The organism is Nocardiopsis sp. NPDC006198 (assembly GCF_040613895.1).
GTDB classification, from domain to species: domain Bacteria; phylum Actinomycetota; class Actinomycetes; order Streptosporangiales; family Streptosporangiaceae; genus Nocardiopsis; species Nocardiopsis tropica.
On the sequence record NZ_JBEXSY010000035.1, the window covers coordinates 1 to 26193 of the forward strand.

At 73.6% G+C, this 26193-nt stretch carries 19 protein-coding genes; 7 read left to right on the forward strand and 12 right to left on the reverse strand.

From position 1 onward, the window contains the following. Nucleotides 1–80: 80 nt before the first annotated feature. Nucleotides 81–695 (reverse strand): M15 family metallopeptidase, encoded by a 615-nt coding sequence (locus ABZ234_RS21775; protein ID WP_355013260.1) that lies wholly within the window; start codon nucleotides 693–695, stop codon nucleotides 81–83. A 168-nt stretch (nucleotides 696–863) separates the two neighbouring features. Here ABZ234_RS21775 and ABZ234_RS21780 point away from each other — a divergent pair, with 168 nt between their 5' ends. Together ABZ234_RS21780 and ABZ234_RS21785 are read left to right on the forward strand one after the other, a co-directional pair. Further along, the gene (locus tag ABZ234_RS21780) at nucleotides 864–1538 is read left to right on the forward strand and encodes a response regulator transcription factor (RefSeq protein WP_344184192.1); all 675 of its coding nucleotides are present in this window, start codon (nucleotides 864–866) and stop codon (nucleotides 1536–1538) included. Then, a complete protein-coding gene (locus ABZ234_RS21785) occupies nucleotides 1535–2674 on the forward strand; it encodes a HAMP domain-containing sensor histidine kinase (RefSeq protein WP_355013261.1) in 1140 nt (379 codons plus the stop codon). Before ABZ234_RS21780 ends, ABZ234_RS21785 begins: the two co-directional genes overlap by 4 nt. Nucleotides 2675–2818: 144 nt before the next feature. Here the strand turns inward: ABZ234_RS21785 and ABZ234_RS21790 are convergent, their stop codons facing one another. Beyond that, nucleotides 2819–5869, reverse strand: a complete 3051-nt coding sequence (locus tag ABZ234_RS21790; protein WP_267950298.1) for a bifunctional [glutamine synthetase] adenylyltransferase/[glutamine synthetase]-adenylyl-L-tyrosine phosphorylase — start codon at nucleotides 5867–5869, stop codon at nucleotides 2819–2821. A gap of 598 nt (nucleotides 5870–6467) precedes the next feature. Further along, nucleotides 6468–7892, reverse strand: a complete 1425-nt coding sequence (glnA, locus tag ABZ234_RS21795) for a type I glutamate--ammonia ligase (RefSeq protein WP_267948847.1) — start codon at nucleotides 7890–7892, stop codon at nucleotides 6468–6470. Nucleotides 7893–8222: 330 nt separating this feature from the next. Between glnA and ABZ234_RS21800 the strand changes: the two genes are divergently transcribed. From ABZ234_RS21800 to ABZ234_RS21810, 3 genes are all read left to right on the forward strand, one after another. Next, on the forward strand, nucleotides 8223–8705 hold the full coding sequence (locus ABZ234_RS21800; protein ID WP_267948848.1) for an RDD family protein: 483 nt from the start codon (nucleotides 8223–8225) through the stop codon (nucleotides 8703–8705). 170 nt (nucleotides 8706–8875) lie between these two features. Continuing rightward, entirely contained in the window at nucleotides 8876–10309 is a 1434-nt protein-coding gene (locus tag ABZ234_RS21805) for an LCP family protein (RefSeq protein ID WP_355013262.1), read from the forward strand. Nucleotides 10310–10497: 188 nt separating this feature from the next. Continuing rightward, nucleotides 10498–11880 (forward strand): LCP family protein, encoded by a 1383-nt coding sequence (locus tag ABZ234_RS21810; protein ID WP_344184195.1) that lies wholly within the window; start codon nucleotides 10498–10500, stop codon nucleotides 11878–11880. A gap of 590 nt (nucleotides 11881–12470) precedes the next feature. Here ABZ234_RS21810 and ABZ234_RS21815 read toward each other — a convergent pair. The 4 genes from ABZ234_RS21815 to ABZ234_RS21830 form a co-directional block, all read right to left on the reverse strand. Then, entirely contained in the window at nucleotides 12471–13196 is a 726-nt protein-coding gene (locus tag ABZ234_RS21815; RefSeq protein ID WP_267948851.1) for a DUF4191 domain-containing protein, read from the reverse strand. Nucleotides 13197–13410: 214 nt separating this feature from the next. Continuing rightward, the gene (gene lipA, locus ABZ234_RS21820) at nucleotides 13411–14364 is read right to left on the reverse strand and encodes a lipoyl synthase (protein WP_267948852.1); all 954 of its coding nucleotides are present in this window, start codon (nucleotides 14362–14364) and stop codon (nucleotides 13411–13413) included. 96 nt (nucleotides 14365–14460) lie between these two features. Beyond that, nucleotides 14461–15162, reverse strand: a complete 702-nt coding sequence (gene lipB, locus ABZ234_RS21825) for a lipoyl(octanoyl) transferase LipB (protein WP_267948853.1) — start codon at nucleotides 15160–15162, stop codon at nucleotides 14461–14463. Nucleotides 15163–15171: 9 nt separating this feature from the next. Beyond that, nucleotides 15172–16104 carry a TIGR01777 family oxidoreductase gene (locus ABZ234_RS21830; protein WP_267948854.1) on the reverse strand — a complete coding sequence of 311 codons (933 nt, stop codon included), beginning with the start codon at nucleotides 16102–16104 and terminating at the stop codon, nucleotides 15172–15174. Between the two features lie 631 nt (nucleotides 16105–16735). On the opposite strand from ABZ234_RS21830, the gene ABZ234_RS21835 reads away from it, so the two are divergent. Both ABZ234_RS21835 and ABZ234_RS21840 read left to right on the forward strand, forming a co-directional pair. Further along, nucleotides 16736–17917 carry an FUSC family protein gene (locus ABZ234_RS21835; RefSeq protein ID WP_344184198.1) on the forward strand — a complete coding sequence of 394 codons (1182 nt, stop codon included), beginning with the start codon at nucleotides 16736–16738 and terminating at the stop codon, nucleotides 17915–17917. Nucleotides 17918–18052: 135 nt separating this feature from the next. Next, nucleotides 18053–19102 carry a glucose 1-dehydrogenase gene (locus ABZ234_RS21840; protein ID WP_355013279.1) on the forward strand — a complete coding sequence of 350 codons (1050 nt, stop codon included), beginning with the start codon at nucleotides 18053–18055 and terminating at the stop codon, nucleotides 19100–19102. 241 nt (nucleotides 19103–19343) lie between these two features. Here ABZ234_RS21840 and ABZ234_RS21845 read toward each other — a convergent pair whose 3' ends face one another. The 5 genes from ABZ234_RS21845 to ABZ234_RS21865 form a co-directional block, all read right to left on the reverse strand. Continuing rightward, nucleotides 19344–19910 (reverse strand): NAD(P)H-dependent oxidoreductase, encoded by a 567-nt coding sequence (locus ABZ234_RS21845; protein ID WP_355013263.1) that lies wholly within the window; start codon nucleotides 19908–19910, stop codon nucleotides 19344–19346. A gap of 209 nt (nucleotides 19911–20119) precedes the next feature. Next, the gene (gene sucB, locus ABZ234_RS21850; protein WP_355013264.1) at nucleotides 20120–21916 is read right to left on the reverse strand and encodes a 2-oxoglutarate dehydrogenase, E2 component, dihydrolipoamide succinyltransferase; all 1797 of its coding nucleotides are present in this window, start codon (nucleotides 21914–21916) and stop codon (nucleotides 20120–20122) included. 104 nt (nucleotides 21917–22020) lie between these two features. Then, nucleotides 22021–23397, reverse strand: coding sequence for a dihydrolipoyl dehydrogenase (gene lpdA, locus ABZ234_RS21855; RefSeq protein ID WP_267948857.1), 1377 nt, complete (start codon nucleotides 23395–23397; stop codon nucleotides 22021–22023). A gap of 143 nt (nucleotides 23398–23540) precedes the next feature. After that, nucleotides 23541–25058, reverse strand: coding sequence for a leucyl aminopeptidase (locus ABZ234_RS21860; protein ID WP_355013265.1), 1518 nt, complete (start codon nucleotides 25056–25058; stop codon nucleotides 23541–23543). 306 nt (nucleotides 25059–25364) lie between these two features. Further along, nucleotides 25365–26123: an adenosylcobinamide-GDP ribazoletransferase gene (locus ABZ234_RS21865; RefSeq protein ID WP_267950301.1), complete on the reverse strand. Its 759-nt coding sequence runs from the start codon at nucleotides 26121–26123 to the stop codon at nucleotides 25365–25367. Nucleotides 26124–26193 lie beyond the last annotated feature (70 nt).

The following is a 26193-nucleotide window of genomic DNA, read 5'->3' on the forward strand; positions in this document are numbered from 1 at the left end:
GCCGCCCCCCCGCCCCCCCCGGCTGTGCCCCCGTGCCGCCCCCGCCGGCACGGGGGCGCACCCCGGAAGGGCCCGGGCGGTCAACCGGCCGAGGCGTCCGCCCGCGGGGCCGGACAGGCGCCCCCGGGCCCGGCCGCGAGCTCGAAGTGCCACATCTCGTTGGCGTAGGTCCGGCAGAGCCCGTGGGCGTCCCCGAACCGGCCCATCCAGTCGGCGGCGTCCGTCCGGCCGATGTCGACCGCGTCACCGCTCACGTGGGAGGAGGACTCCGCGGAGGCGACCCACCGCGCGGCCTCCTCCTCGCTCCCGTAGACCGTGACCGCCGCGTCCAGGAGGAACCGCTGGTAGCGCTCGCTGCGCCATCCGCTGGTGACGACCACGTCCACCCCGTCCTCCCGGGCCTCGGCCGCGGCGGCGCGCACGGCCTCCAGCAGTTCCGGGTCCATCCGCTCCAGCAGGGGCAGGCCCTCCGCGAACGGGGACACCCCCTCCCCCTCGGCCAGGTAGCCGTCCTCCTCGTCCAGCGGCGTGAACCTGGTGACGGGCGCCGTCGCCCCCAGCGGCGGTTCCCCGCCCCCCGCCGGCCCCGGGGACAGGCCCCACAGGGCCGCCAGGGCCACGGCGAACAGGGCTGACGTGACCGCGACGGCGGCCGGGCGGCCGGTGACGCGCGGCATCGGTGGAACACGGACCACGGGATCCCTCCCCTCTCCGCCGGACGGGCCCGCCCGGCGCTCCGCACCAGACCAGCAGGGGGGATGTTGCGGGGACGTCGGGTGATCCGCCTACGTTTTCGCAACACGCCGCCGCCTAGACTCGGGCGTCCGTCCGCGGGCGCGGACCGCCGAGGAGGAGGGGACCACATGCGCGTGCTGATCGTCGAGGACGAGGCCTTCATGGCCGAGGCGCTCCAGGCGGGCCTGCGCCACGAGGCGATCGCCGCCGACACGGTGTTCGACGGGGACGAGGCCCTGGAGCGCGTGGCCGTCAACGACTACGACGTCGTGGTCCTGGACCGCGACATCCCGGGCACGCACGGGGACGACGTGTGCGCGACCGTGGTCAGGGACCACCCCGGCACCAGGGTGCTCATGCTGACGGCCGCGACACGGCTCAGGGACAAGGTGGACGGGTTCGCGCTCGGCGCCGACGACTACCTCACCAAGCCCTTCGCGCTGGAGGAGCTGGTCGTGCGCCTGCGGGCGCTCGCCCGGCGCCCGCGGACCGCGATCCCGCCCGTGCTGGAGTTCGGGGACCTGCGCCTGGACCCCTACCGGAAGGAGGCCTACCGGAACGGCCGCTACCTGCGGCTCGCGCGCAAGCAGTTCGCCGTCCTGGAGCTCCTCATGCGCGCGGACGGAGGGGTGGTGAGCGCGGAGACCCTGCTGGAGAAGGTGTGGGACGAGAACGCCGACCCGTTCACGAGCGCCCCCAGGGTCACGGTCTCGACCCTGCGCCGGGCCCTCGGCGAACCGGACCCCGTCGTCACCGTCCCCGGGGCCGGCTACCGCCTCGGCGCCCCCGGCGGCAAGGCGTGAACGCCGCCCGCCCGCGGCCGACGAAGCCCCTGGTCAGCGCGCGGTTCCGCCTGGCCCTGAGCTATGCGGCCTTCCTCGTCGCCGCCGGAGCCGTCCTCCTGGCGGGCGTCTACGTGGTCCTGCGGTACGTCCCGAACTACCCCCTGACCGCCGCCAACCCGTCCGAGGCCCACCTGCCCATCGCGTCGAGGTCGAAGATCCTCACCGTCCTCGTCCACCTGTCCGGCGCGCTCCTCGCGGCCCTGGCCCTGATCGGGATCACCGGGGGGTGGTTCCTGGCCGGGTGGGTGCTGCGCCCCCTCCAGCGCATCGACGAGGCCGTCCGGCTCGCCGCCGAGGGGCGCCTCGACCACCGGATCCGCCTCACGGGGATCAACGACGAGTTCCGGCGGCTCGGCGACGCCTTCGACCACATGCTCGACCGGCTCGACGACGCGTTCGCCACGCAGGAGCGCTTCGCCGCCAACGCCTCCCACGAACTGCGGACGCCCCTGGCCGTCACGGGGACGCTCCTCGACGTGGCGCGGCAGAACCCGGACGGGCAGGACTACCCCGCCCTGGTCGAACGGCTCAGCATCACCAACGCCAGGGCGGTGGGCCTCACCGAGGCGCTGCTGCGGCTGGCCGACGCCAACGCCGTCACCGCCGCGGCCGCACCGCTCGACCTCGCCGGGACGGTCCGCGCGGCCGTCCGCGAGGCCGGTGACGAGGCGCGGCGGTGCGGCGTGACCTGGGACCTGCGCCTGGAGGCCGCACCTGTGCTCGGCGACGGGGCCCTCCTCGCGCAGTTGGCCGCGAACCTCGTCCAGAACGCCGTCCGCCACAACACCGCGCCCGGGACCGCCCTGGCCGCCACCGGCCACGACCCCCGCCGGGGGCTCACCACGCTCCGGATCGAGAACACCGGACCCGGGTACACGCCCGGGACCGCGGCGCGGCTGCGCGAGCCGTTCCTGCGGGGCGAGGGGCGCACCCGCCGGCGGGACGGGCGCGGCCCCGGGGCGGGGGGAGGCTACGGCCTGGGACTCGCCCTCGTCGCCCGGGTCGTCGACGTCCACGGCGGCACCCTGGACACCGCCCCCCGCGAGGGGGGAGGGCTCGTCGTCACGGTCACCCTCCCCGCGCACCCGGTGTGACGCGCCCGCGCAGGAGCGGCCGCACACCCGGCGGGCTCCGCCGCGGCGCCGTCGCCCGCCCGCCGTGCCCCCGACCGGCCCCGCACCGGGGCCGGGTCCGGCGGGGCGGCCCCGCACCCCGCGGGCTCCGCCGCGGCCGGCCCGCTAGTCGTCGTAGAAGACGCGCTCCATCACCGCGCGCGCCCGCCGGGTGGCGCGCAGGTAGGCCTCCGTCAACTGCTCGGCCGGCCCCTCCCACACCCCCTCCTCGTCCTCGGCGCTGCGGCACCCCATCGCGCCCGCGACCGCCGCGCGCACCCGCAGGTCGGACGGCAGCGAGTCACCGCCCCGGCCCCGCACCAGCATCACCATGCCCCGCACACGCGAGGCCAGCCTCCACGCCTGCTCCAGCACCGCGCCGTCGTCCGCCGCGAGGAGCCCGTGGGCCACGGCCGTGTCCAGGGCCTCCAGGGTCCCCGTCGTCCGCAGGCCCGGGTACTCGTGGGCGTGGCGCAGCTGCGTCAGCTGCGCCACCCACTCCACGTCCGACAGCCCGCCCCGGCCCAGCTTCGTGTGCAGGGTGGGGTCCGCCCCCCGCGGCAGGCGCTCGGCCTCCATCCGCGCCTTGAGCTTGCGGATCTCCAGCACCGCCGACGGGTCGACACCGCCCTCGGGGTAGCGGACCGGGTCGATCAGCTCCGTGAACGCCCTGCGCAGCTCGGGGTCCCCGGCGATCGGCCTGGCCCGCAGCAGCGCCTGGCTCTCCCACACCTGGGACCAGCGGCCGTAGTACGCCGCGTACGACTCCAGCGTGCGCACCACGGGCCCGCTCCGGCCCTCCGGGCGCAGGTCCGTGTCCACCTTCAGGGGCGGTTCGGCGGCGGGCATCTCCAGCAGCCGCGCCAGCTCGCGCACGATCGCCAGCGCCTGCTTCGTCGCGGCCCCCGTGTCGACGCCCGGCAGGGGGTCGTGCACGTACATCACGTCCGCGTCGCTGGCGTAGGTCAGCTCGCCGCCGCCGAAGCGGCCCATCGCCACCACGCACACCCGGGTCAGCGGCTCGTCCCCGGACGCCGCGACGACCCGGTTCTGCGCCAGCCGCAGCGCGGCCTCGATCGTCACCGCGGCGATGTCGGTCAGCGCCGAGCCCACCTCCCGGACCGACGACACCTCCAACAGGTCGGCGGCGGCCGTGCGCAGCAGCTCGCGGCGGCGCAGCGCCCGCACCGCCGCCACCGACTCCTCGGCCGTGTCGTACCGGCGCTGCGCCGCCTCGGCCTCGGCCTCGAGCACCTTCGGGCCGCGCCGCACCAGGTCCTGGTCGTCGGCCAGCATCGCCACCGCGTCCGGGGCCCGCAGCAGCAGCTCCGTCACGTAGCGGCTCGTCCCCAGCAGCCACGCCATGCGCTCGGCCACCCGCACGTCGTCGCGCAGCAGCCTCAGGTACCACGGGGTGGTGCCCAGCGCGTCGCTCACCTGGCGGAAACCGAACAGGCCCGCGTCGGGGTCGGGGGAGTCGGAGAACCAGCCCAGCATCACCGGGAGCAGCGTCCGCTGGATCGACGCCCGCCTGGACACCCCCGACGTCAGCGACTCCAGGTGGCGCAGGGCCCCGCCGGGGTCGGCGAACCCCAGCGCCTCCAGGCGGATCTTGGCGTGCTCCGGCGACAGCCGCGCCTCCTCGCCCGGCAGCTGGGCCACCGCGTTGAGGAGGGGGCGGTAGAACAGCTTCTCGTGCAGGCGTCGCACCTCCGACGTCACCCGGCGGCGCGCCTCGGTCAGCTCCCTGACCGGGTTCGCGGTGAACCCCAGCGCCCGCCCCAGGCGGCGCAGGTGCTCGGGGCCGTCCTGGCTCCCGGGGTCCGGCATCAGGTGCGTGCGCCGCAGCCGCTCCAGCTGCAGCAGGTGCTCCAGCCGCCGCAGGAAGCGGTAGGCCTCCGACAGCCCGGCCGCGTCGCGCCGCCCCACGTACCCGGACTCCGACAGGGCCTCCAGGGCCTCCAGGGTGTTGCCCGAGCGCAGCCGGTCGTCGGTGCGGCCGTGCACCAGCTGGAGCAGCTGGACGGAGAACTCGATGTCGCGGAGCCCGCCCGGGCCCAGCTTCAGCTCCCGCTCGGCCTCGCCGGCGGGGATGTGCGCCACCACGCGGCGGCGCATCGCCTGCACGTCCTCCACGAAGTCCTGGCGGCCGGTCGCCTCCCAGACCAGGGGCAGGATCGCCTCCGTGTACGCCCGGCCCAGCCCGGCGTCACCGGCGATCGGCCGGGCCTTGAGCAGCGCCTGGAACTCCCACGTCTTGGCCCAGCGCTCGTAGTACGACAGGTGCCCCGAGACCGAGCGCACCAGCGGCCCGTTCCTGCCCTCCGGCCGCAGGGCGGGGTCCACCTCCCAGAGGGCGCCCTCGGCGTCGGTCTCGGACGGGATGCGCATCATCGCCGTGGCCAGGCGCGTGGCCGCGCGCATGGCGGCCTGCTCGTCCACCGGCGCCCCGGGGTCCGCGGACCCGGCGGGTTCGGCCACGAACACGACGTCCACGTCGCTGACGTAGTTCAGCTCGCGGCCGCCGCACTTGCCCATGCCGATCACCGCCAGACGGCACAGCGCGGCGTCCTCGGGCTGCTCGGCCCGGGCCACGGCCAGGGAGGCGTCCAGCATGGACGCGGCCAGGTCGGCCAGCTCCGCGGCGGCCTCGTCGACCGTGCACAGACCCGTCAGGTCGCGTCCGGCCAGCCGCAGCAGGCGCCTGCGGTACGCCACCCGCAGGGTGTGCCGGAGGGTCTCGGACGTCCCGTCCCCGACCACGGCCGGGTCGGCGGCCGGCGCCGCGCTGTGGGGGTCGGCCCCCACGGTGTGCAGCAGGCCCCGGCGCAGCTCGTCCGGCTCGGGGGAGCGGGCGGCGTCCGCGCCCCGCAGCTCCCGCCAGTCGCCCGGGTGGCGCACCAGGTGGTCGGTCAGCGCGGGGCTGGTGCCCAGGACCTTGCTCAGCCGCGCCCGGAGGTCGGACTCCTCGCGCAGCACGTCCAGGACCTCGGCCGGGTCCGGGTCGGACTCCAGGACCCGGATCAGCCCCAGCAGGGCCTGGTCGGGGTCGGGGGCGGCCGCGAGGGCGTCGATGACGGCGGTGTCGGCCCGGGCGTCCAGGCCCGCCTCCGTCATCAGCCGCAGGGCCCGGGTGCTGTCGCTGAAGCCACGCCTGGCGAGCGCGCCTGCTGTCATGGTGTTGTTTCCGTCCCTTGCCACGCGTCAACCGTAGCCGGACGGCCCGCGGGCACACCGTACGGCTCTGCTTGCGGTCGTTCGGTCCGGGGCCGCCGCGCCGCCCCTGCGGGCGCGGGGAGGCCCCGGAACCGGGTCGGGGCCGGCATCCGGGCGGATGCCGGCCCCGGGGAGGAGGGCGTCGGGCGCTCGGCTCCGGGGGGTCGTGTCCACGGCGCGCGCCCGTGCGCCGCGGGGCCGGGGCCCCCGGAACCGTGGCGGCGGGGGCTGCCGGGACAGGGCGTCATCTGTCGGTAACACGCCTCGTTTCGGTCCCCTGCGCACGGTGTATCCGGCCGGGGCCCCTGGTGGTGGAAGTATCCCGGTTCGTACCCGCAACCCGCCGGACGCCAGGGGCCCGCCGCCTCCGGGGGAGAACCGCGGGCCCGCCGTACGCGGCGCCGACGCCCTCGCGGAGGGAGCGGGAGGGGCCGCCGGCGGCGTGCGCGACGCCGTCGGCGGCCCCCCGGGACCCCGGCCCCGCGTCGGCCGGGAACACGTCCGGCGTGCGCCTTCCGTGGATCGCTCCTGCGGAAGGCGCACGCCGGGGCGTCACCGCCTAGATGTCGTAGTAGAGCTCGAACTCGCGCGGGTGCGGGCGCAGGCGCAGGGAGTCGATCTCCTCGGTGCGCTTGAAGTCCACGTAGGTCTCGATGAGGTCCTTGGTGAACACGCCGCCCTCGAGCAGGAACTCGTGGTCGGCCTCCAGCGCCAGCAGGGCGTCGTCGAGCGAGGCCGGGACGGTCTTGATGGCCGAGGCCTCCGCCGGGGGCAGCTCGTAGAGGTCCTTGTCGACCGGCTCCGGCGGCTCGATCTTGTTCTTGATGCCGTCGATCCCGGCCATCAGCATGGCGGAGAAGGCCAGGTACGGGTTGGCCGACGGGTCCGGCACGCGGAACTCGATGCGCTTGGCCTTCGGGTTGGAGCCCGTGAGCGGCAGGCGGATGCAGGCGGAGCGGTTGCGCTGGCTGTAGACGAGGTTGATGGGGGCCTCGTAGCCGGGCACCAGGCGGTGGTAGGAGTTCACCGTCGGGTTGGTGAAGGCGAGCAGGGCGTCGGCGTGCTTGAGCAGGCCGCCGATGTAGTAGCGCGCGGTGTCGGAGAGCTGGCCGTAGCCCGACTCGTCGAAGAAGAGCGGCTCGCCGTCCTTCCACAGGCTCTGGTGGCAGTGCATGCCGGAGCCGTTGTCGCCGAACAGCGGCTTGGGCATGAACGTGGCCGTCTTGCCCGCCTCGTTGGCGACGTTCTTGACGATGTACTTGTACAGCTGCACCTTGTCGGCCTGCTGGAGCAGCGTGCCGAACCTGATGCCGATCTCGGCCTGGCCGGCGGTGCCGACCTCGTGGTGCTGGAGCTCGACGTCGATGCCCGCGTCGATCAGCGTCTGCACCATGTCGGAGCGCAGGTCGCTGTAGTGGTCGACCGGCTCGACCGGGAAGTAGCCGCCCTTGTACCGGGGACGGTAGCCGCGGTTGCCGCCCTCGATCGCGGAGCCCGTGTTCCAGGCGCCCTCGATGGAGTCGATCTCGTAGTAGCCGGTGTTGGAGCGCGTCTCGAACTTGACGTCGTCGAAGATGTAGAACTCGGCCTCGGGGCCGAAGAAGGCGGTGTCCGCGACCCCGGAGCCCTTGAGGTAGGCCTCGGCCTTGCGGGCGACGTTGCGCGGGTCCCGGCTGTAGGACTCCAGCGTCAGCGGGTCGTGGACGAAGAACGTCATGTTCAGCGTCTTGTGCTTGCGGAACGGGTCCAGGACGCCGGTGCTCAGGTCGGGCAGCAGCAGCATGTCGGACTCGTGGATGGCCTGGAAGCCGCGGATCGAGGACCCGTCGAACATCTGGCCGTCGGTGAACGTCGAGGCGTCGACGTTCGAGGTCGGGAGGGTGACGTGGTTGACGCCCCCGAACAGGTCCGTGAATCGGACATCGAGGAACTTGACGTCCTCGTCCCGGATGTAGGCGAGCACCTCGTCGACGCTGCTGAACAAAACGAACCTCCGTGCAGGTGTCTGAGACGATGGGACCGGAGCCCGCTCCATCGCGGACACGTCGGATCACGCGCCGTCTCCCGGCTTCGTCAACGAAGCTAGGAGCGCGTGATTTCCGTGCCATGTCTCTATTGTTTCCTGCATGTTACGGAGCCAGGCGTTTTCGCAGACCAACCAGCCTGACCCGGTGATTCCACCGCTCGGGGTGCGAAATCGGGACACGCGGAACGGGTGGTTGTGGTCCGGGACACGCGTGTCCGTCGCCCTGCTCACGCCCCGTCCCGCCGTCCCGCGGACCGGTCCCTCCACCGGGTGGATACCGTGGATGCCATGAGCGACGAGAGCCGGGGCGGCGCCGCCGGGGCCATCCACGAGGACGACTTCCAGTACCGGGGGAACCGCCTCGGCCTGCCGGAGGAGGGGTCCGGTTCCGTCCCCGGCGTCATCAGGCGCCTCGTCGGCCTCGCCCTGGACTGGTGCCTGGCCCTCATGATCGCCTGGGGCCTCTACCGCCTGGGCGTCGTCGGAGCGGGCGCCGCCTCCCAGGAGGAGGTCGTCCCGATGCTCAGCAACACCGCCCTGGTGGTCTTCGCCGTGGTGAGCATCCTCCTCCTCACCCTCTTCGGCACCACCGTCGGGCGCCGCCTCGTCGGCGTCGGCATCACCGCCACAGGTGAGCGCTCCTGGCCGTGGTTCGTGTCGATGACCGTGCGCACGGTCCTGCTGTGCCTGGTCATCCCGGCCGTGATCTACGACCGGGACACCCGCGGGCTGCACGACCGCGCCGCGGGCACGGTGGCGACGCGTTACTGAGTCCTCACTGAACGGAACCGGTCCCACCGGACAGCCGGAACGGCTGTACGGACAGGGCTTCCGCTGCTGTTAGCATCCGTTCATCGCTTTCCCCGGGGACGGTCGCGACCCTCACGGTGTCCTGCCCCCGCACCTCCCCCCACGTCTCATCGCACCCTCCGAAGGTTCGCATGGCTGGAAGACGCTCCACTCCCCGCCCCTCGGGCGCGCTCGGTGCCGTGCGGATGTCCGCAGGACAGTGGGTCGCCTGCGCCGCCACCGCCCTCGCCGTCGTCGTCAGCCTGGGAGGCTACGGCTGGTACCAGGGCATCGTCGGCAACATCACCACCACGCAGGTGGACACGACGTGGGACCGCCCCACCAGCGTCGAGGGCGTGATGAACCTGCTCATCATCGGCTCCGACGTCCGCTCGGGGGAGAACGCCGACTACGGCGAAGCGGAGGGCGAGCGGCCCGACACGATGCTCATCGCCAGCATCAACGTCGACAACGGGGCGGCCACCCTCGTGAACCTGCCCCGCGACCTGGTCGTCGACCTGCCCGCGTGCGAGGCGGTCGAGGGGTACGAGGGGATGTCGCCGCACAGCGGCATGATCAACTCCGCGATGACCTTCGGCGGCATCGGCTGCCAGTGGCAGGCCGTCGAGAACGCGACCGACGTGCACCTCGACCACTTCGTCATGATGGACTTCACCGGGTTCAAGGACATGGTCGACGCCATCGGCGGCGTGGAGATGTGCATCCCCGAGCCCGTGGACGACCCCAAGGCCCACCTGGTCCTGGACGCCGGGCTCCAGACCCTGGACGGCGAGGACTCGCTCGGCTTCGTGCGCTCCCGCTACGCGCAGGGCGACGGCGGCGACCTGTCCCGCATCGACCGCCAGCAGGAGTTCATGGGCGCGATGCTGCGCCAGGTGCTCAGCAGCGAGGTCATGACCAGCCCGGTCACCATCACCAACTTCCTCGGCGCCGTCACCGACTCGGTCACCACCGACGACGAGCTCACCGTCGACACCATGACCGACCTCGCCATCTCCATGCGCGAGGTCGACCTCCAGCGCATCCAGTTCGTGACGGTCCCCAACGGCCAGCACCCCGCCGACCCCAACCGCCTGGTCATGAGCGACGAGGCCCCCGCCCTGTTCGAGGCGATCAACGCCGGCGCCGACCTGGCGGGCGGCGGGGAGGACGGCGGCGGGGAGTCCGAGGGGGAGTCGGAGGGGGAGGCCGAGCAGGGCCCGGCCCCCGAGGACGTCTCCGTGGAGATCCTCAACAACGCGGGCGTCGACGGCCTCGCCCTGGAGGTGCAGGCGGTCCTCGCCGGAGAGGGCTACACGGTCACCGGCACGGGCAACCCGGTCGCCCGGTTCCCCGAGGCCACGACGGTCTACTACGCCCCCGGTCAGGAGGCCGCGGCCGAGATGCTGGCCGGGTCCATGGAGTCCGCGGTCACCGAGGAGGCCGAGGGCCTCTCCCAGACCCTTGAGCTGGTCCTGGCCCCCGACTGGGCCGGGTTCGCCGACGGGGCCTCCTCCGCGCCGGAGGTCTCGGTCACCGACGACCTCGGCGGCATCACCGCGGAGGAGACGGAGAGCGCCTGCTGATCCGGACCTCCGAGCCGGATACGATCTGACACGGTGCGTACCCTTCCGGTACCATCCGGCCGTTACGTCCGCGTCGCCCCGCGCCCTCCGCGCGGTGCTCTCCTCCGAGCGGACCCGCCCTTGTCCCATACCGGATCGCAGGTGCCCTCTTGGCTCCCAGAAACGTGTCTTCGGCCCTCGCCGCGAGGATGAGTCTCGGTCAGTGGGTCGCGTGCGGGGTGACCGGAGTGCTCATAGCGACGAGCCTGACCGCCTACGCGGGGTACCGGGACGCCCTCAGCATCGCCACCGAGGAGATCAACACCGACGCCTGGGGGGACCGCCCCAGCCAGGTGGACGGCATCCACAACATCCTCCTGCTCGGCACCGACGAGCGCGCGGGGGAGGACGCCTCCTACAACGAGCTGAACGGCATCCGGCCCGACGTGCTGGTCGTGGTGAGCATCGACGTGGACCGGGGCGGGGTGACCATGGTCAACATGCCGCGCGACCTCATCATCGAGATGCCCGACTGCGCGCCCAACGGCGAGGCGCCGGGGGTGACCGCCGGGACGGTGGACCAGCTCAACCACGCCATGACCTACGGCGGCATGGACTGCCAGGGCAACACCGTGGAGACGCTCACCGGCATCCACCTCGACCACATGGTGATGGTCGACTTCGCCGGGTTCCAGAACATCGTCGACTCCGTCGGCGGCATCGAGATGTGCGTCCCCGAACCGATCGACGACCCCAAGGCCCACCTGCGGCTGGACGCCGGGATGCAGACCCTGAACGGCGAGCAGGCCCTCGGCCTGGCGCGGTCCCGGGACAGCACCGAGCAGGGCAGCGACCTGAACAGGATCGAGAACCAGCAGCGGATGATCGGCGCGATCCTGCGCGAGGTCACCGGCGGCGACATCCTGAGCAGCCCGACCACCCTCTACGACTTCATCGGCTCGGTCACCGACAGCATGGTGACCGACGACGGCCTGACCACCGACAAGATGGCCGAGCTGGCCATCGCCATGCGCCAGGTGGACCTCGGGCGGATGAACATGGTGACGGTCCCGGTCGTCGACGCCCCCAGCGACCCGAACAAGGTCGCGTTCCAGCAGCCCGCCGCCGACGAGCTCTTCGCCTCGGTGGCCTCCGGCGAGGTGCTGGAGGAGGAAGAGGAGGAGGCCGCCCCGGAGGAGGAGGCGGAGGAGGAGGCCCCCGTCGAGCCGGGGGACGTCTCCGTCCGGGTCCTCAACGGCACGGGCGTCGACGGGCTGGGGAGCCAGGTCGAGCAGCGCCTCCTGGAGGGCGGCTTCGTCGTCACCGGGACGGGCAACCCCGGGGCGCGGCAGCCGACCGCCACCACGGTCTACCACGGCCCCGGCCAGGCCGCGCACGCCGAGGAGCTCGCCTCGGTGCTCTCCGCCGCCCAGATCGAGGAGGTCCCCGACCTCGGGACGGAGCTGGAGCTGGTGATGGGCGCCGACGACTGGGGCCCCATCACCTTCGGGGGCGACGGCGGGGGCGGCAGCGGCGCCCTCGCTGAGCTGGAGGGCACCTCGGCCGCCGACGACACGGTCTCCTGCGAGTAGGCCACGGAACGGCGGCGCTGCCGCGTCGAGGGCCCCGTCGGCGCCTGTCCGGTGCCGACGGGGCCTCGTCGTGTTCCGGGCCGGTCCGGGAGGGCCGTTCGCGTCGCCGGGGGCGAGCCCCGTCCGAGGCGGTGCGCGACGGACCCCTCCGGTCCGCCGCCCCGGACCCGAACGGTGAGGGCGGCGTCTGCCCCGTCCACCTCTTCACCGGCTTCCTCACGGCCGCGCCGGCGGAGGTCCTCCGCAAGGGCTCCGGGACGTCGGGGGCCGGTCCGACGCCCCCGAGGAGGACGACGGCGTCCGCGTGCGCCTGGACGAGCTTCCGGCCCGACACGGTACGACCCTCACCGGGCCCGCCGAACGAGTCGGTGGCACCGGCGTCGACCCGTCCGTGCCCGAGAACGACCGGGCGGGGGCGATCCGCTTCCCCACCCGTGCCGCCCTGGGCCGGGGGCCCGCCTGCCGGGAGGTGGCCTGCGGGCCGCGCCGGGGCGGGCGGGAAGCGGCACGGCCGCGCACGCGAACGGGGGCCGCCGCACCTGTCGGTGCGACGGCCCCCGTCCCGTGTCCGTGAGAGGCCGGCCGGGTCGCTACCCGCCCATCTGGCCCCGCATGCCCCGGGGCATCTTCGCGCCCTTGGGCATCGGGCCCTTGGGCATCTGCATCTTGGCGGGCAGGGCCTTGAGGCGGTAGTTCAGCTCGGCGGCCCCGGACTTGTCCAGGTTGCGCGGGAGCCTGACCAGAGTGCGCTGGAGCTTGGAGATCGGCACCAGGCCCTCGCCGTTGCCGACCTTGAAGTCGTAGATGGGCGTGTCGTGCGCGACCCGCGCGACCCGCTTCTTCTCCCCGGCGATCAGCGGCTTGAGCCGGCCCGGGTCGCCCTCGCCGACCAGGATCACGCCCGGCCGCCCCACCACGCGGTGGACGACGTCCATCTGCTTGTTGGCGGCCACGCCCGGCTCGACCACCCAGTTGCCGCGCATGTTGTCCAGGATCGCCATGCCCGCGCCCAGGCGCCCGTCCAGCATCTTGTACTGGACGCGCTGCGCGGAGCGCGTGAAGATGATGAAACCGGTCAGGAAGGCGACCGGCAGGCCCGTCAGCGGCCACAGGATCCAGGAGCCGGTCCAGATGCCGATGCCGACGAAGACCGCGAGGACGACCACCGCGACACCGACCGCCAGCGGGATGCTGCGGGGACTCTGCTGGTGGACGACCTTGGCGACCATGCCGATCTGCTTGAGCCGACCGGGCTGCTTCTCGGCCCCGCCCTTGGCGGGGGTCGTGGTCTCTGAACCCTTGGGCTTTTTCGCCATCGTGCTCTCAGGCAGCGCGCCGACGCGGTGTCGGCGGGGACGGGGTCCCTGGGCTGCCTTGCCTCCTCTTCGCGGTCGACCTGGGTGCTGCGCCTCACGGCGCCGGCCAGCTGGGCGCCTCTCGCCACCAGGATATGTGGAGGTGCCCCTACATGAGGAACGGTGGCCCGTGGGCCACCGTTCCAGCTTGGTCACGACTCGGGCGAAACGCCCATCAGACGCCGCCCGCCAGGGCGGCGTTCTCGGCGTCGCGCTTCTCGCGGGCCTGCTTGTAGAGGCGGCCCGCGCGGTAGGACGAGCGCACCAGCGGCCCCGACATGACGCCGGCGAAGCCGATCTCCTCGGCCTCCTGGCCCAGTTCCACGAACTCCTCGGGCTTCACCCACCGGTCGATCGGGTGGTGCAGCTTGGAGGGGCGCAGGTACTGGGTGATGGTGAGCAGGTCGCAGCCGGCCTCGTGCAGGTCGCGCATCGCCTCGCTGATCTCCTCACGGGTCTCGCCCATGCCCAGGATCAGGTTCGACTTGGTGACGAGGTCGTCCGCGCGCGCCTCGGTGATGACCCGGAGGGAGCGCTCGTAGCGGAAGCCCGGACGGATGCGCTTGAAGATCCGGGGCACCGTCTCGACGTTGTGCGCCAGCACCTCGGGCCGCGAGCCGAAGACCTCGGCCAGCTGGTCGGGGTCGGCGTTGAAGTCGGGGATGAGCAGCTCGACGCCGGTGTCCGGGTTGAGCTCGTGGATCTTGCGGACCGTCTCGGCGTACAGCCAGGCGCCGCCGTCCTCGAGGTCGTCACGGGCCACACCGGTGATGGTGGCGTAGCGCAGCTCCATCTTCTTCACGGAGTTGGCGACCTTGGTCGGCTCCATCCGGTCCAGGGCGCTGGGCTTGCCCGTGGCGATCTGGCAGAAGTCGCAGCGCCGCGTGCACTGGTCGCCGCCGATGAGGAACGTCGCCTCCCGGTCCTCCCAGCACTCGTAGATGTTGGGGCACCCGGCCTCCTGGCACACCGTGTGCAGGCCCTCGCTCTTGACCAGGGACTGGAGCTCGGTGTATTCGGGCCCCATGTGCGCCTTGATCTTGATCCACGGCGGCTTCTTCTCGATGGGGGTCTCGCTGTTGCGCGCCTCCACGCGCAGCAACCTGCGGCCCTCAGGAGCGATGGTCAACGTGAACCCGTTCCCTTCTGTGCCCCGTGACGGGACCCTCTCGCCCTTCGTGGGGGCGGCTGCGTCCCGGTGGGGACTGGCTCATGGTGTGGTGTGTCATCCACGGGCGGTGGCGCCGAGCAGCTCGGCGCCGTCGGCGTGGCTGTACCCCTCCGCGCCGAGGACGTCCGCCAGGTGCCGTTCCATCCGGGGCCTCACGTCGGCCACGGTCACCTCGCGCCCGAGTTCGGCGGAGAGCGAGGTCACCCCGGCGTCGGTGATTCCGCACGGGACGATCCGGTCGAACCACGACATGTCATTGTTGCAGTTCAGTGCGAGTCCGTGCATACCGACCCCGCGGGCGATCCGGCACCCGATGGCGGCGACCTTGCGCTCGATCAGGCCGCGCCCGGGGTCGGCGTCGAGCCACACCCCGGTCCGCCCCTCCACCCGCCTGCCGGTCAGGCCGTACTCCGCGACGGAGCGGATGACGGCCTCCTCCAGCATGCGCACGTAGGCGATCACGTCCACGGGGTCCGGCATGCGCACGATGGGGTACACCGTCAGCTGGCCGGGGCCGTGCCAGGTGATCTTGCCGCCCCGGTCGATGTCCACGACGGGGGCGCCGGGATCAGTGATGGGACGATCCCACCTCCCGGTGCGCTTTCCCGCGGTGTACACGGGCTCGTGTTCCAGGAACAGGACGGTGTCGGCCACCTCATCGGCGACGCGGCCCTCGTGGAGCCGCTTCTGGAGATCCCAGCCCTGGTGGTACGGGACGGGAGCGTCGCCCAGCCATGCGTAAACGAGATCACTCACACAACCACCTTACGCCCCGGCGCGGTGCGCCGGTCGGGCCAGGATGTCGGATAGCGCACTGTCGATGGTGGGCAGCAGGAAGGAATAGCCGGCCCGCTCCAGGCGTTCGGGCGCGGCCCTCAGGTCGATCAGGGAGGTCTCCTCCGCGAAGTCGCCCAGGGTCGCGCGCAGCGCCGTCGCGGGGACCGGGATGACCGTGGGGCGCCGCAGGACCTCCCCCAGGGCCTGGGTGAACGCGGCGTTGCTCACCGGCTCCGGCGAGCACATGTTCACCGGCCCCGTCACCTCCGGGTGCTCCAGCAGGAACCGGATCGCCCCCACCTGGTCGCGCAGCGCGATCCAGCTCATGTACTGCGCCCCCGACCCCAGGCGTCCGCCCAGGCCGGCCCGGTAGAGCGGCAGCAGCGTGCGCAGCAGGCCCCCCGAGCGGTCGAGCACCACCGCCGTGCGCATGTACGCCACGGACAGGCCCGCCTCGAGGGCCGGGGCCGCCGCCTCCTCCCAGGCCTGGCACGTCCGGGCCAGGAAACCCGCGCCCGGAGGGCTCTCCTCGGTGGCCACCCCGCCCCCGGTGTCCCCGTAGTAGTGCATCCCCGACGCCGTCAGCAGCCGCGGGGGAGGGGAGGGCATCCCCGCCAGCGCCCGGGCCAGGGTGCGGGTGCCGCGGACCCGGCTGCGCCGGATGACCGTGCGCCGGTGCCTGGTCCACACGGTGGGTCCGACCGGGGCCCCGGCCAGGTGCACGACGGCGTCGGCCTCGTGCAGGGCCACGGTGTCGACGCGCCCCTGCTCGGGGCGCCACTCCGCCTCCTCCACGTTCGGAGGGGTGCCGCCACGCGGAAGGCGCCGGACCAGGCGCACCACCGTGTGTCCGTCGTCGAGCAGGGACGCGGCCAGCGCCCCGCCGATGAGCCCGGAGGCCCCAGTGATAGCCACTCTCATGCCCAGGGTCTACCCGGAGGATCCCGGACCTCCCGCGGAAGAGGGGGCGGAAGGCCCCGCGGGGCCTCCCAGAAGTTTTCTCGGGCTTTTTCTGCGAAAACGCTGCGGGGAGACCCTCCGCTCTTCTACTTTGAAGGTGGAGCAGGGAACTCCGCGTCATTGCGGAGTCACTGTGGGCGACACGCTGTCGGGCTGGCTGTCGTGGCGCCCGTCCACAGACCTTTGATGATGGGGATCATCAGGGGATGGTGATTGGTGGGGTAGAAAGACGGGGCGGCGCCACAGGCGCCGCCCCGTCCGCCTTTCCCGCCCTCCTCGCGCAGGATTCCTCCGCGCGGCCCCGGAGCCCGCCCGCACACCTGCTCGGCACGCCGAGGGTAAGGACTGGGCCATGCCCGCCCCCCTGCGGTGTGTCCGCTCCCGTCGCGGGCCCTCGCGGCGGAGCATGGACGCAGTGCCCGTTCGCGCCCAGGGCGTCCAGGACAGGAAGGCGTCGCCATGCTCCACGTCCGTGCCGCCGGGACCCGCCCCCGCGGCGGACCGGTCCCGGATCCCACGACCCCGCCGGCCCCCGGCCCCTGAGGCGGCCGTGAGGAGGACTCCCCCGCCGCTGCGCGCCGGCCGGCGCCGGCTGGCGGTCGCGGCCGAGGACGCCCGGGAACGCGTGACCGTCCACTTCTGGTCGGTGGTCCAGGCCGTCGTGGCCGCGGTGGTGGCGTGGACCGTGGCCGGCGGCCTCGTCCAGGACCACGACCCCTTCTTCGCGCCGATCGCGGCGGTCATCGCGCTCAACACCTCGGGCGGGGAGCGGGGCGCCAACGCGGTCCGGCTGCTCACGGGCGTGGTGTTCGGCATCATCTCCGGCGAGGTCGCGATCGCCCTCACCGGGGGCGGCGGCTACGGCGCGCTCGCACTGGGCGTCGGCCTGGCGATGACGGCCGCCCTGGCGATCGGCGTCCAGCGGATCGTGATCGGCCAGGCGGCGGCCAGCGCGATCCTCACCGTGGTCTTCGCCGTGAACTTCGGGGGAGGGCACGCGGGGCTGGGCCGGCTCACCGACGCGCTCATCGGGGCCGGGGTGGCGCTCGTGTTCAGCCAGCTGCTGTTCCCCGCCAGGCTGGTCGCCATCCTGCGCCGGATCGAGGCGGACGCGCTGACCGAGATGGCCCACATGCTCGACGTCTCCGGCCGCGCGCTGCGGCGGGACGACGAATCCTCCAGCCAGGAGATGGTCACGTGGCTGGGAGACCTGAGCAGGCCGATGGCGGAGCTCAGCCGCGCCAGGGAGAACAGCCGCCACACGGTCCGCCTCTCCACCATCCGGTGGGGCGACCCGGCGCCGGTCCTCGCCGAGGACGAGGTGATCGACCGCCTCATCCTGCTCGGGGAGAGCTGCCTGTTCCTCGCGAGGACCACCGCGGCCATGAGCGAGGACGAGCGCCACGAGCTCGCGCCCGTCGTCAGCCGCATGGCCTCGGCGCTGTACACGCTCGCCGACGACCTCAGCAGCCGCCGGGCGCGCCAGGAGGCGGTGGAGGGGGCCCTCCGGTCCGCCCGGAGGTTCGACGCGCAGGACACGGGCGGCGACCCCGTGACCACCGCCACGCACCTGGCGGTCGAGATGGTCGCCACCGACATCATGGTGTTCGCCGGGATCAGGTTCGAGGAGGCCGAGGAGGCGTTGCGGGAGGACGAGGCCGACCTGGAGGTCCCGCATCCCCCGGGGGTCCCGTGGCTGCCGTGGCTGCCGTGGCGTCCGCCCGTGGACAGGTACCGGCACCGCTGGTACTCGTGGCGCCGGCGGCGCCGCTGACCTCCCGGGCGAAGCCTCCACCGTGGCAATAACGCGGACATGAGTCCCCCAACCCGGCTTTCCGGCCGCGGGGCGGGGGCAGTACCCGAGGGCGGGCGCGTGCCGCGCCGTACGCACGACGACAGCGGGGGACTCATGCGGGCTCTGATGGTGACGCCGATGACGGCCGGGTCGGTGACGGTGGACGAGGTCGACCCGCCGGTGCCGGAAGAGGGGGAACTCCTCATCGACGGCGTGGCGCTGGGAATCTGCGGGACCGACAAGGAGATCGTCGACGGCGAGTACGGCACCGCCCCGCCCGGCCACGACCGCCTCGTCCTGGGGCACGAGTCCCTCGGCCGGGTGCGCGAGGCGCCGCCCGGGTCCGGATTCGCCCCGGGCGACCTGGTGGTCGGCATCGTCCGCAGACCCGACCCCGTCCCCTGCGGGCCGTGCGCGCACGGGGAGTTCGACATGTGCCGCAACGGCGGGTTCACGGAGCGCGGTATCAAGGAGATCCACGGCTACGGCTCGGAGCAGTGGACCGTCCCGGCCGACTACGCGGTCCGGCTCGACCCGGCGCTGGAGGAGGTCGGAGTCCTGATGGAGCCGACCACGATCGTGGCGAAGGCGTGGGAGCACGTGGAGAGCATCGGACGGCGGGCCTGGTTCGAGCCGCGCACCGCGCTCGTCACCGGCGCCGGGCCCATCGGACTCCTGGCGGCCCTGATCGGGGTCCGGCGCGGCCTCGACGTGCACGTCCTCGACAGGGTCGGGAGCGGCCCCAAGCCGGACCTGGTCGCCGCGCTGGGGGCGACCTACCACACGGGGGGCGTCGCTGAGATCGCCCAGGAGTTCGCGCTCGACGTGATCATCGAGACCACCGGCGCGGAAGCCCTCGTCCTCGACACGGCGGTCCACAACGCCGCCGACGGGATCGTCTGCTACGTCGGCCTCAGCGCCGGCCGCGCCCGCGTCGAGGTGAGCCCCGGCCGCCTGAGCCGGAGGCTGGTCCTGGACAACGACGTGCTCTTCGGCTCGGTCAACGCGAACCGCCGCCACTACGAGCTGGCGGCGCGGCACCTGGCCGCGGCCGACCGGGACTGGCTGCGGGGGCTCATCACCCGCCGGCTCCCGCTCGACCTGGCCCCCCGGGTGTTCGCGGAGCCCGCCGGCGACCAGGTGAAGGTGGTCATCGACCTCTGACCCCGCGCCGGGGCGGGCGCGGACCCGCCCCTCGTCCGCGATCTCGTACTCGTGGCGGGGCTCGGCGCCTCGGGGTCACGTGGTGGCGGCGACGGGGAGCTCGTCGAGCGCCTCGGCCGGGGCGGCCCGGCCCGGGGTCCGACGGGGGCGGCCGTCGAGCCCGGCGGCCACCCCGTCCAACCCCGTCCAACCCCGTCCTGCGACCACTCACGGCGTACGGGCAGCGCTTCCGGCCGGCCCGCTAGCCGGGGTAGGGGCGGCGTTCGCGGGCCTCGCGCAGGGCCTGCGCCCACCAGGCCAGCTGGCCCAGCATCCGATCCACGGCCGCCTCCGCGCCGGACATGTCCACGGCGGGCTCGCCGTCGTCGCCGAACATCGACTGCGCGTTGTGCAGGCTGACGGTGTCCCGGATGGTCGCGGTGTGCAGCTCCGAGAAGACCGAGCGCAGCTGCTCGATCGCCCGCAGGCCGCCGGACATCCCGCCGTAGGAGACGAACCCCACGGCCTTGGCGAACCACTCCCGGCGCGCGGAGTCGATCGCGCTCTTGAGCCCGCCGGGGTAGCCGTGGTTGTACTCCGGTGTGACGACCACGAACCCGTCGGCGGCGTCGACGACCTCCGCCGCATGGGGCGCCATCGGGCCGCCGTGGCCGTCCTCGGGGCCGATGCCGTCCACGTCCAGGACGTCGAACCGCAGGCGGGGGTCGGGGTGCTTCGCCGTGCGCTCCACGAACCACCGCGAGACGGCGGGGCCGGTGCGGCCCCTGCCGTTGCCAGCGAGGATGACCGCGATCCGAAGGTTTTCCATGTGGTCCTCGTCGTCTTCGTGCCTGACGGCCCTGGGCACGCGGGGACCGGCGGCCCCACGGGGATTCGGGCGGAACGGCGTCCGTTCTCTTCCGGGTGACGGGACAACGTTAGGACCTGAACCGCGATTCAGGTCAAATCAGGCGCGCTGGAAACGGAACCGGGCCGGGCGCCGAAGACGGCGCCCGGCCCGGCCGGAACACGCGGATCCTAGGAGAGGCCGAGCTCGCGCTCGAAGTCGCCCTCCTCCAGCCGCTCCCTCACGGTCTGGAGGAAGCGTCCGGCGTCGGCGCTGTCGATCAGGCGGTGGTCGTGGGCCAGCGACAGGTAGACCATCGAGCGCACCGCGATCACCTCGCCGCCCATGGCCGGGTCCTCGACCACGACGGGGCGCTTGACGATCGCGCCGGTGCCGAGGATGGCCACCTGCGGCTGGTTGATGATCGGCGTGCCGAACAGGGCGCCGGTGCACCCGGTCTCGGCGATGGTGAACGTGCCGCCGCCCAGCTCGTCCGGGCCGAGCCTGCCGGTGTGGGCACGCTCGCTCAGGTCGGTGATCGTGCGGGCGAGCCCGTCCAGGTTCAGCTTGCCCGCGTCCTTCACGACCGGGGCGAGCAGACCGCGCTCGGTGTCCACCGAGACGGCGAGGTTCTCGACGTCGTGGTAGGTCACCTCCTGCTTGTCACCGTCGATGACCGCGTTGAGCTTGGGGTGGGTCCTGAGGGCCTCGACCGCGGCCAGGCCGAAGAACGCGAAGAAGTCCGGGGCGGCCCCGTCCCGCTTGGCGACCTGCTCGCGCAGGCGGGCGATCTTGGTGACGTCCACCTCGATGACCTGCGTGGCCGTCGCGGAGACGTGCAGCGACTCCACCATGTGGTCCGCGATGGACTGGCGCAGGCGGGTCAGCTTCTCGGTCCGCCCGCGCAGCGAGGTGTCGGCGGCGACCTTGCGGGGGGCCGAGGAGGGCGCCGCGGGGGCGGCGGCGCGCGCGGCGGCGGCCTTCTGCTCCTCCGCCGCCTTGAGCACGTCCTGCTTGCGGATGCGGCCGCCCACGCCCGTGCCGCTCACCCGGCCCAGGTCCACGCGGTGCTCGGACGCGAGCTTGCGCACCAGCGGCGTCACGTACGCCTCGGTGACGGCGTCGGTGCCGGAGGCCCGGCCGGTGCCGCTGAGGGTCTCGATGTCCACGGAGGGGCCGTCGTCCGCCGAGTCCGCGCGCGCGGCGGGGGCCGGCTCGGGCTCCGGCTTCGCTTCGGCCTTCGGCTCCGGGGCGGGCTCGGGCTTCGCTTCGGCCTTCGGCTCCGGCGTGGGCTCGGCCTGAGGGGGCGCGGGCGCCTCGGAGGCGGAGGGCGCCTCGCCCCCGGTGCCGCCGATGACGGCGATCTCGGCGCCGATCTCCACGGTCTCGTCCTCGTCCACCAGGATCTTGGTGAGTACACCGGCGACCGGGGACGGGATCTCGGTGTCCACCTTGTCGGTGGAGACCTCGAGGAGCGGCTCGTCCACCTCGACGGTGTCGCCCACGCTCTTGAGCCACTGGGTGACGGTCCCCTCGGTGACGCTCTCACCCAGGGCGGGCATGGTCACCGACGTGGTGGGTCCGTCGGAGGACGGGGCGGACGCGGCGGGGGACGCGGCCGGCTCGGGCTCGGCGGCGGCCTCGGGCTCCGGGGCGGCCTCCGGCTCGGCCTCCGGCTCGGGCTCCGGCTCCGCCTCGGGCCGGGCGGTCTCGGCGGCGGGCGCGGACCCGGTCTCGTCGGTGCTCTCGCCTTCGCCGCCGATGACGGCGATCTCGGCGCCGATCTCCACGGTCTCGTCCTCGTCCACCAGGATCTTGGTGAGTACACCGGCGACCGGGGACGGGATCTCGGTGTCCACCTTGTCGGTGGAGACCTCAAGGAGCGGCTCGTCTACCTCGACGGTGTCGCCCACGTTCTTGAGCCACTGGGTGACGGTCCCCTCGGTGACGCTCTCACCCAGGGCGGGCATGGAAACGGAAGTCGGCATGGGTTCCTCGTTGGATCTGGGCGCGGTCTCTGCCCAACCCCTTGACTGGGCAGCGCGGATGTGTGCGGGGGCGGGCCGTGTGGGCCCGCCCCCGGGTGGTGCGGTCAGTCGTGGACGTGCAGCGGCTTGCCGGCCAGGGCCAGATGCGCCTCGCCCAGCGCCTCGGACTGGCTCGGGTGCGGGTGGATGAGCTGGGCCACCTCGGAGGGCAGCGCCTCCCAGTTGTAGATGAGCTGCCCCTCGGCGATCAGCTCGCCGACGCGGCTGCCGACCATGTGGACGCCCAGCACCGGCCCGTCCTTCTCGGCGATGACCTTGATCGCGCCGGAGGTCTGGAGGATCTGGCTCTTGCCGTTGCCCGCCAGGTTGTAGTTCATCTCCACGATGTCGTGGCCGCGCTCCTTGGCCACCGCGGAGGTGAGGCCCACCGAGGCGACCTCGGGCTCACAGTACGTGACCCGGGGCACACCGTCGTAGTCGATCGCGGGCGGGTTCTGCCCGGCGATGTGCTCGGCGACGAAGATGCCCTCGGCGAAGCCGACGTGGGCGAGCTGGAGGGTGGGGATGAGGTCGCCCACGGCGTAGACGCCGCCGACGCCGGTGTGCAGGTTCTCGTCGACCTGGACGAAGCCGCGCTCCAGGGTGATCCCCTGCTCCTCGTAGCCCAGGCCCTCCGAGACGGGGCCGCGGCCGATGGCGACCAGCAGCACCTCGGCGTCGAGGGTCTTGCCGCCCTTGAGGGTGACCGTCACGCCGGAGTCGGTGGTCTTGACCGACTCGAACGGGGTGCCGAGCTCGTACTTGATCTTGCGCTTGCGGAAGGCGCGCTCCAGCAGCTTGGAGCTCGACTCCTCCTCGACCGGCACCAGGTGCGGCAGGGCCTCGACGATGGTGACGTCGGCGCCGTAGGAACGCCACACGCTGGCGAACTCCACGCCGATCACGCCGCCGCCCAGGACGATGACGGACTCGGGGACCCGGCCCAGGTCGAGGGCCTGGTCGCTGGTCATGACCTTCTCGCCGTCGATCTCCAGGCCCAGGGTCTTGGGCTTGGAGCCGGTGGCCAGGACGATGTTGCGGCCCTTGTACACCGTGTCGCCGACGGTCACCTCGTCCTTGCCGGTGAGCTTGCCCTCGCCCTCGACGACGGTGATCTTGCGGGACTTGACGAGGCCGGTCAGGCCCTTGAAGAGGCCGCCGATCACCTTGTCCTTGTACTTGTGCACGGCCTCGATGTCGATGCCCTCGAAGCTGGCCTTCACGCCGAAGGCCTCGCTCTCCTTGGCGGAGTCGGCGACCTCGGCGGAGTGCAGGAGGGCCTTGGTGGGGATGCAGCCGCGGTGCAGGCACGTGCCGCCGAGCTTGTCCTTCTCGATCAGGACGACGCTCATGTCCAGCTCGGCGGCGCGGAGCGCTGCCGCGTAGCCGCCGCTGCCGCCGCCAAGGACGACGAGGTCGAAGGTGCCGCCGTTCTCACTCACGGGAACGAACTCCTAGTTGTGGTGGCTGGTGTGGGTGGTGGATCCGCGGGTGGCGCCCACAGAGGGGGGAGGGTGTCGGCGACCGCGGTGGCCGCGCGCGGGGCGGTGTCCCGGCTCACCGGGACCGGACCCGCGCACGGTGACTACTCGGCGTACTCCTCGGCGATGCGGACCAGGGTGCGGGTTCCCGCGCCGGTGCCGCCCTTCGGGGTGTGGCCGTGCGGACCGCCCTGGTTGAAGGACGGGCCCGCGATGTCGAGGTGCGCCCACTTGACGCCCTCGCCGATGAACTCCTGGAGGAAGACGCCCGCCGAGAGCATGCCGCCCCAGCGCTCGCCCGCCACGTTCGCGATGTCGGCGACCGCGGAGTCGAGCCCCGCCCGCAGCTCGGAGGGGAGCGGCATCGGCCAGGAGGCCTCGCCCTCCGCCCCGGCCGCGGCGACGACCGCCTCGCGCACGCCGTCGTCGTTGGCCATGACCGCGAACACCCGGGTGCCGAGCGCGACCAGCTGCGCGCCGGTCAGCGTGGCGATGTCCACGACCAGGTCGGGCTGGTCCTCCTGGGCCCGGACCAGGGCGTCCGCCATGACCAGGCGGCCCTCGGCGTCGGTGTTGAGGACCTCGACGGTCTTGCCGCCGTAGATGCTCAGCACGTCGGAGGGGCGCTGGGCGGTGCCGCTGGGCATGTTCTCCGCCACGGCCAGGTAGCCGACGACGTTGACCTTCAGGCCCAGGGTGGAGATGGCGCGCATGGCGGCGAGCACGGAGGCGGCGCCGGCCATGTCGGACTTCATCCAGTCCATCGAGCCCGCGGGCTTGAGGGAGAGGCCGCCCGAGTCGAAGGTGATGCCCTTGCCGACGAAGGCGACGGTCCTGGTCGCCTCCGGGTGGCTGTGGGCGAGGCGGACCAGGCGGGGCGGGTTGGACGAGCCCTGGCCGACGCCGGTCAGGCCGCCGTAGCCGCCCTCGGACAGGGCCCGCTCGTCCAGGACCTCGATCTGGAGGCCGGCCTGCTGGGCGATCTCCTGGGCGGCGGCGGCCAGGTCCTCGGGGACCAGGTCGGCCGGGGCGGTGTTGACCAGGTCGCGCGTGAAGTTGACGGCCTCGGCCATGACCGCGGCGCGCTCGACGGCCGCGTCCGCGCCCGGCGCGGAGCTGGCCAGGACCAGGGAGCCGGCGGCGCGGCCCTCGGCCTGCTCGCGGGCCTCGTCACCGGTGCGGTACCGGTCGAAGACGTAGGTTCCGAGCTGGGCTCCGAGGGCGACGGCCCCGGCCTCGGCGGCGCTCCCGGCGGGCAGGGCCAGGACCACGCGGCCGGTGCCCCCGGGGCGCGAGGCGAGCGACCGCAGGGCGGCGCCCGCGGCGCGGGACAGGACGTCGGGGTCGACGGGGCCCTCGGCGGGCGCCGGGCCGAGACCGACCGCGACGACGACCGGGGCCCTGACGGCTCCGAGGGAGGCAATGGTGTGCACCTCCTCGGGTGCGCCGCTCGCTCCCAGGAGCGACAGGGTCGGGGCGAGGCCGCCCGAGAAGGCGGCGTCGACGTCATGCGCGCCCGACGCGGGTTCCGGAGCGTCGCCTCCGGAGTGGTAGCCGACGACAACCGCGTCGGCGTCGAGCGAACTGGGGGACTCCGTGTTTACTGCCAACGACGTGCTCACACCCCCGATGCTAGTCGCCTCCCGCGCCGGGCGGGGACGCGGCACCCCGGCTCCCCAGGGGGTCTGACGCCGCGCTCCGCGCGACCGGGGGCGGGGGGTGTTCCCGGGGGCGGCCCCGGCCCGCCCGCGCGGGGAGGGGGCCCCTGGTCGCCCACCGGGGGCGTCGCACGCCCGCTCCCGGGGGCCCGCGCCTGCCCGTGCCGGAGGGCCGTGAAACTCCGTGTGAAAAAATGTGACGATGGCGACATCCCGCCACCGGAGGCGACCGTACGGCCGTGAACCCCCTGGTGGGAACCGTGCCCGGCCTCACACCCACGCGGTCGCCGCTGCCGCCGCCACCAGCGCCGCGGTCGAGGCCGTCTCCACCAGGGCGCCCAGGACGTCGCCGGTGATCCCGCCGAGGCGCCGCACCGCCCGGCGCAGCAGCGCCCCGGCGGCGACCAGGCCCGCCGCCGCCGCGAGGGCGTGGGCCGCGGCCAGGGCAGGCGCCTGCACCGCCCCCGTGAGGCAGAGGGCGGCGACGAACGCCACGGCCGCCGCCGCACGCGGCCCGCGCACCGTCCCCGCCACGAAGGCCCCCAGGCCCTCGGGCCGCGCCGGCGGCACCCGGGGGACGCACGCCAGCGTCGCCGCCAGCCGTCCCGTCGCGCCCGCGACGGCGGCCCCGGACAGGGCGGCCCAGGGCGAGGCCGCCACCAGCTGTCCCAGCGCCAGGGCCTGTGCCGCCGTCGCCACCACGACCGACACCACGCCGAACGGTCCGATGTCGGACCGCCGCATCACCTCCAGCGCCCCCTCCGCCGGCCTGCCGCTCCCCAGCCCGTCCGCCAGGTCGGCCAGCCCGTCCAGGTGCAGCCCCCGCGTCGCGAGCGCGCCCAGGCCCACGGCGAGCACCGCCGCCAGGGAGGGGGCCAGGCCGGCCCAGGCGCCGGCCGCCGCGACCGCGCCGGAGAGGAGGCCCAGGGCCGCGCCGACCACGGGCGCCCACGCCATCGCCCAGCCGGCGGCCGCCCGGTCCACCCGCCCCGCCCGCACGGGGAAGGCGGTGAACGTGCCCAGGGCCATCCGGGCCCCCGCGAGCGCGTCGGCCGCGGCCGGGCCCGTGGAGGGGGGACCGCCCTCCGTCGGCCCGCCC

Bases quoted from the DNA above. Each gene is read 5' to 3' on its own strand.
- ABZ234_RS21790 (WP_267950298.1), bottom strand. From the start codon at position 5,869: ATGACAGCAGGCGCGCTCGCCAGGCGTGGCTTCAGCGACAGCACCCGG.
- ABZ234_RS21815 (WP_267948851.1), bottom strand. From the start codon at position 13,196: ATGGCGAAAAAGCCCAAGGGTTCAGAGACCACGACCCCCGCCAAGGGC.
- ABZ234_RS21865 (WP_267950301.1), bottom strand. From the start codon at position 26,123: ATGGCCCTGGGCACGTTCACCGCCTTCCCCGTGCGGGCGGGGCGGGTG.
- ABZ234_RS21805 (WP_355013262.1), top strand. From the start codon at position 8,876: ATGGCTGGAAGACGCTCCACTCCCCGCCCCTCGGGCGCGCTCGGTGCC.
- ABZ234_RS21810 (WP_344184195.1), top strand. From the start codon at position 10,498: ATGAGTCTCGGTCAGTGGGTCGCGTGCGGGGTGACCGGAGTGCTCATA.
- ABZ234_RS21830 (WP_267948854.1), bottom strand. From the start codon at position 16,104: ATGAGAGTGGCTATCACTGGGGCCTCCGGGCTCATCGGCGGGGCGCTG.
- sucB (WP_355013264.1), bottom strand. From the start codon at position 21,916: ATGCCGACTTCCGTTTCCATGCCCGCCCTGGGTGAGAGCGTCACCGAG.
- ABZ234_RS21845 (WP_355013263.1), bottom strand. From the start codon at position 19,910: ATGGAAAACCTTCGGATCGCGGTCATCCTCGCTGGCAACGGCAGGGGC.
- ABZ234_RS21840 (WP_355013279.1), top strand. From the start codon at position 18,053: ATGCGGGCTCTGATGGTGACGCCGATGACGGCCGGGTCGGTGACGGTG.
- ABZ234_RS21800 (WP_267948848.1), top strand. From the start codon at position 8,223: ATGAGCGACGAGAGCCGGGGCGGCGCCGCCGGGGCCATCCACGAGGAC.
- ABZ234_RS21780 (WP_344184192.1), top strand. From the start codon at position 864: ATGCGCGTGCTGATCGTCGAGGACGAGGCCTTCATGGCCGAGGCGCTC.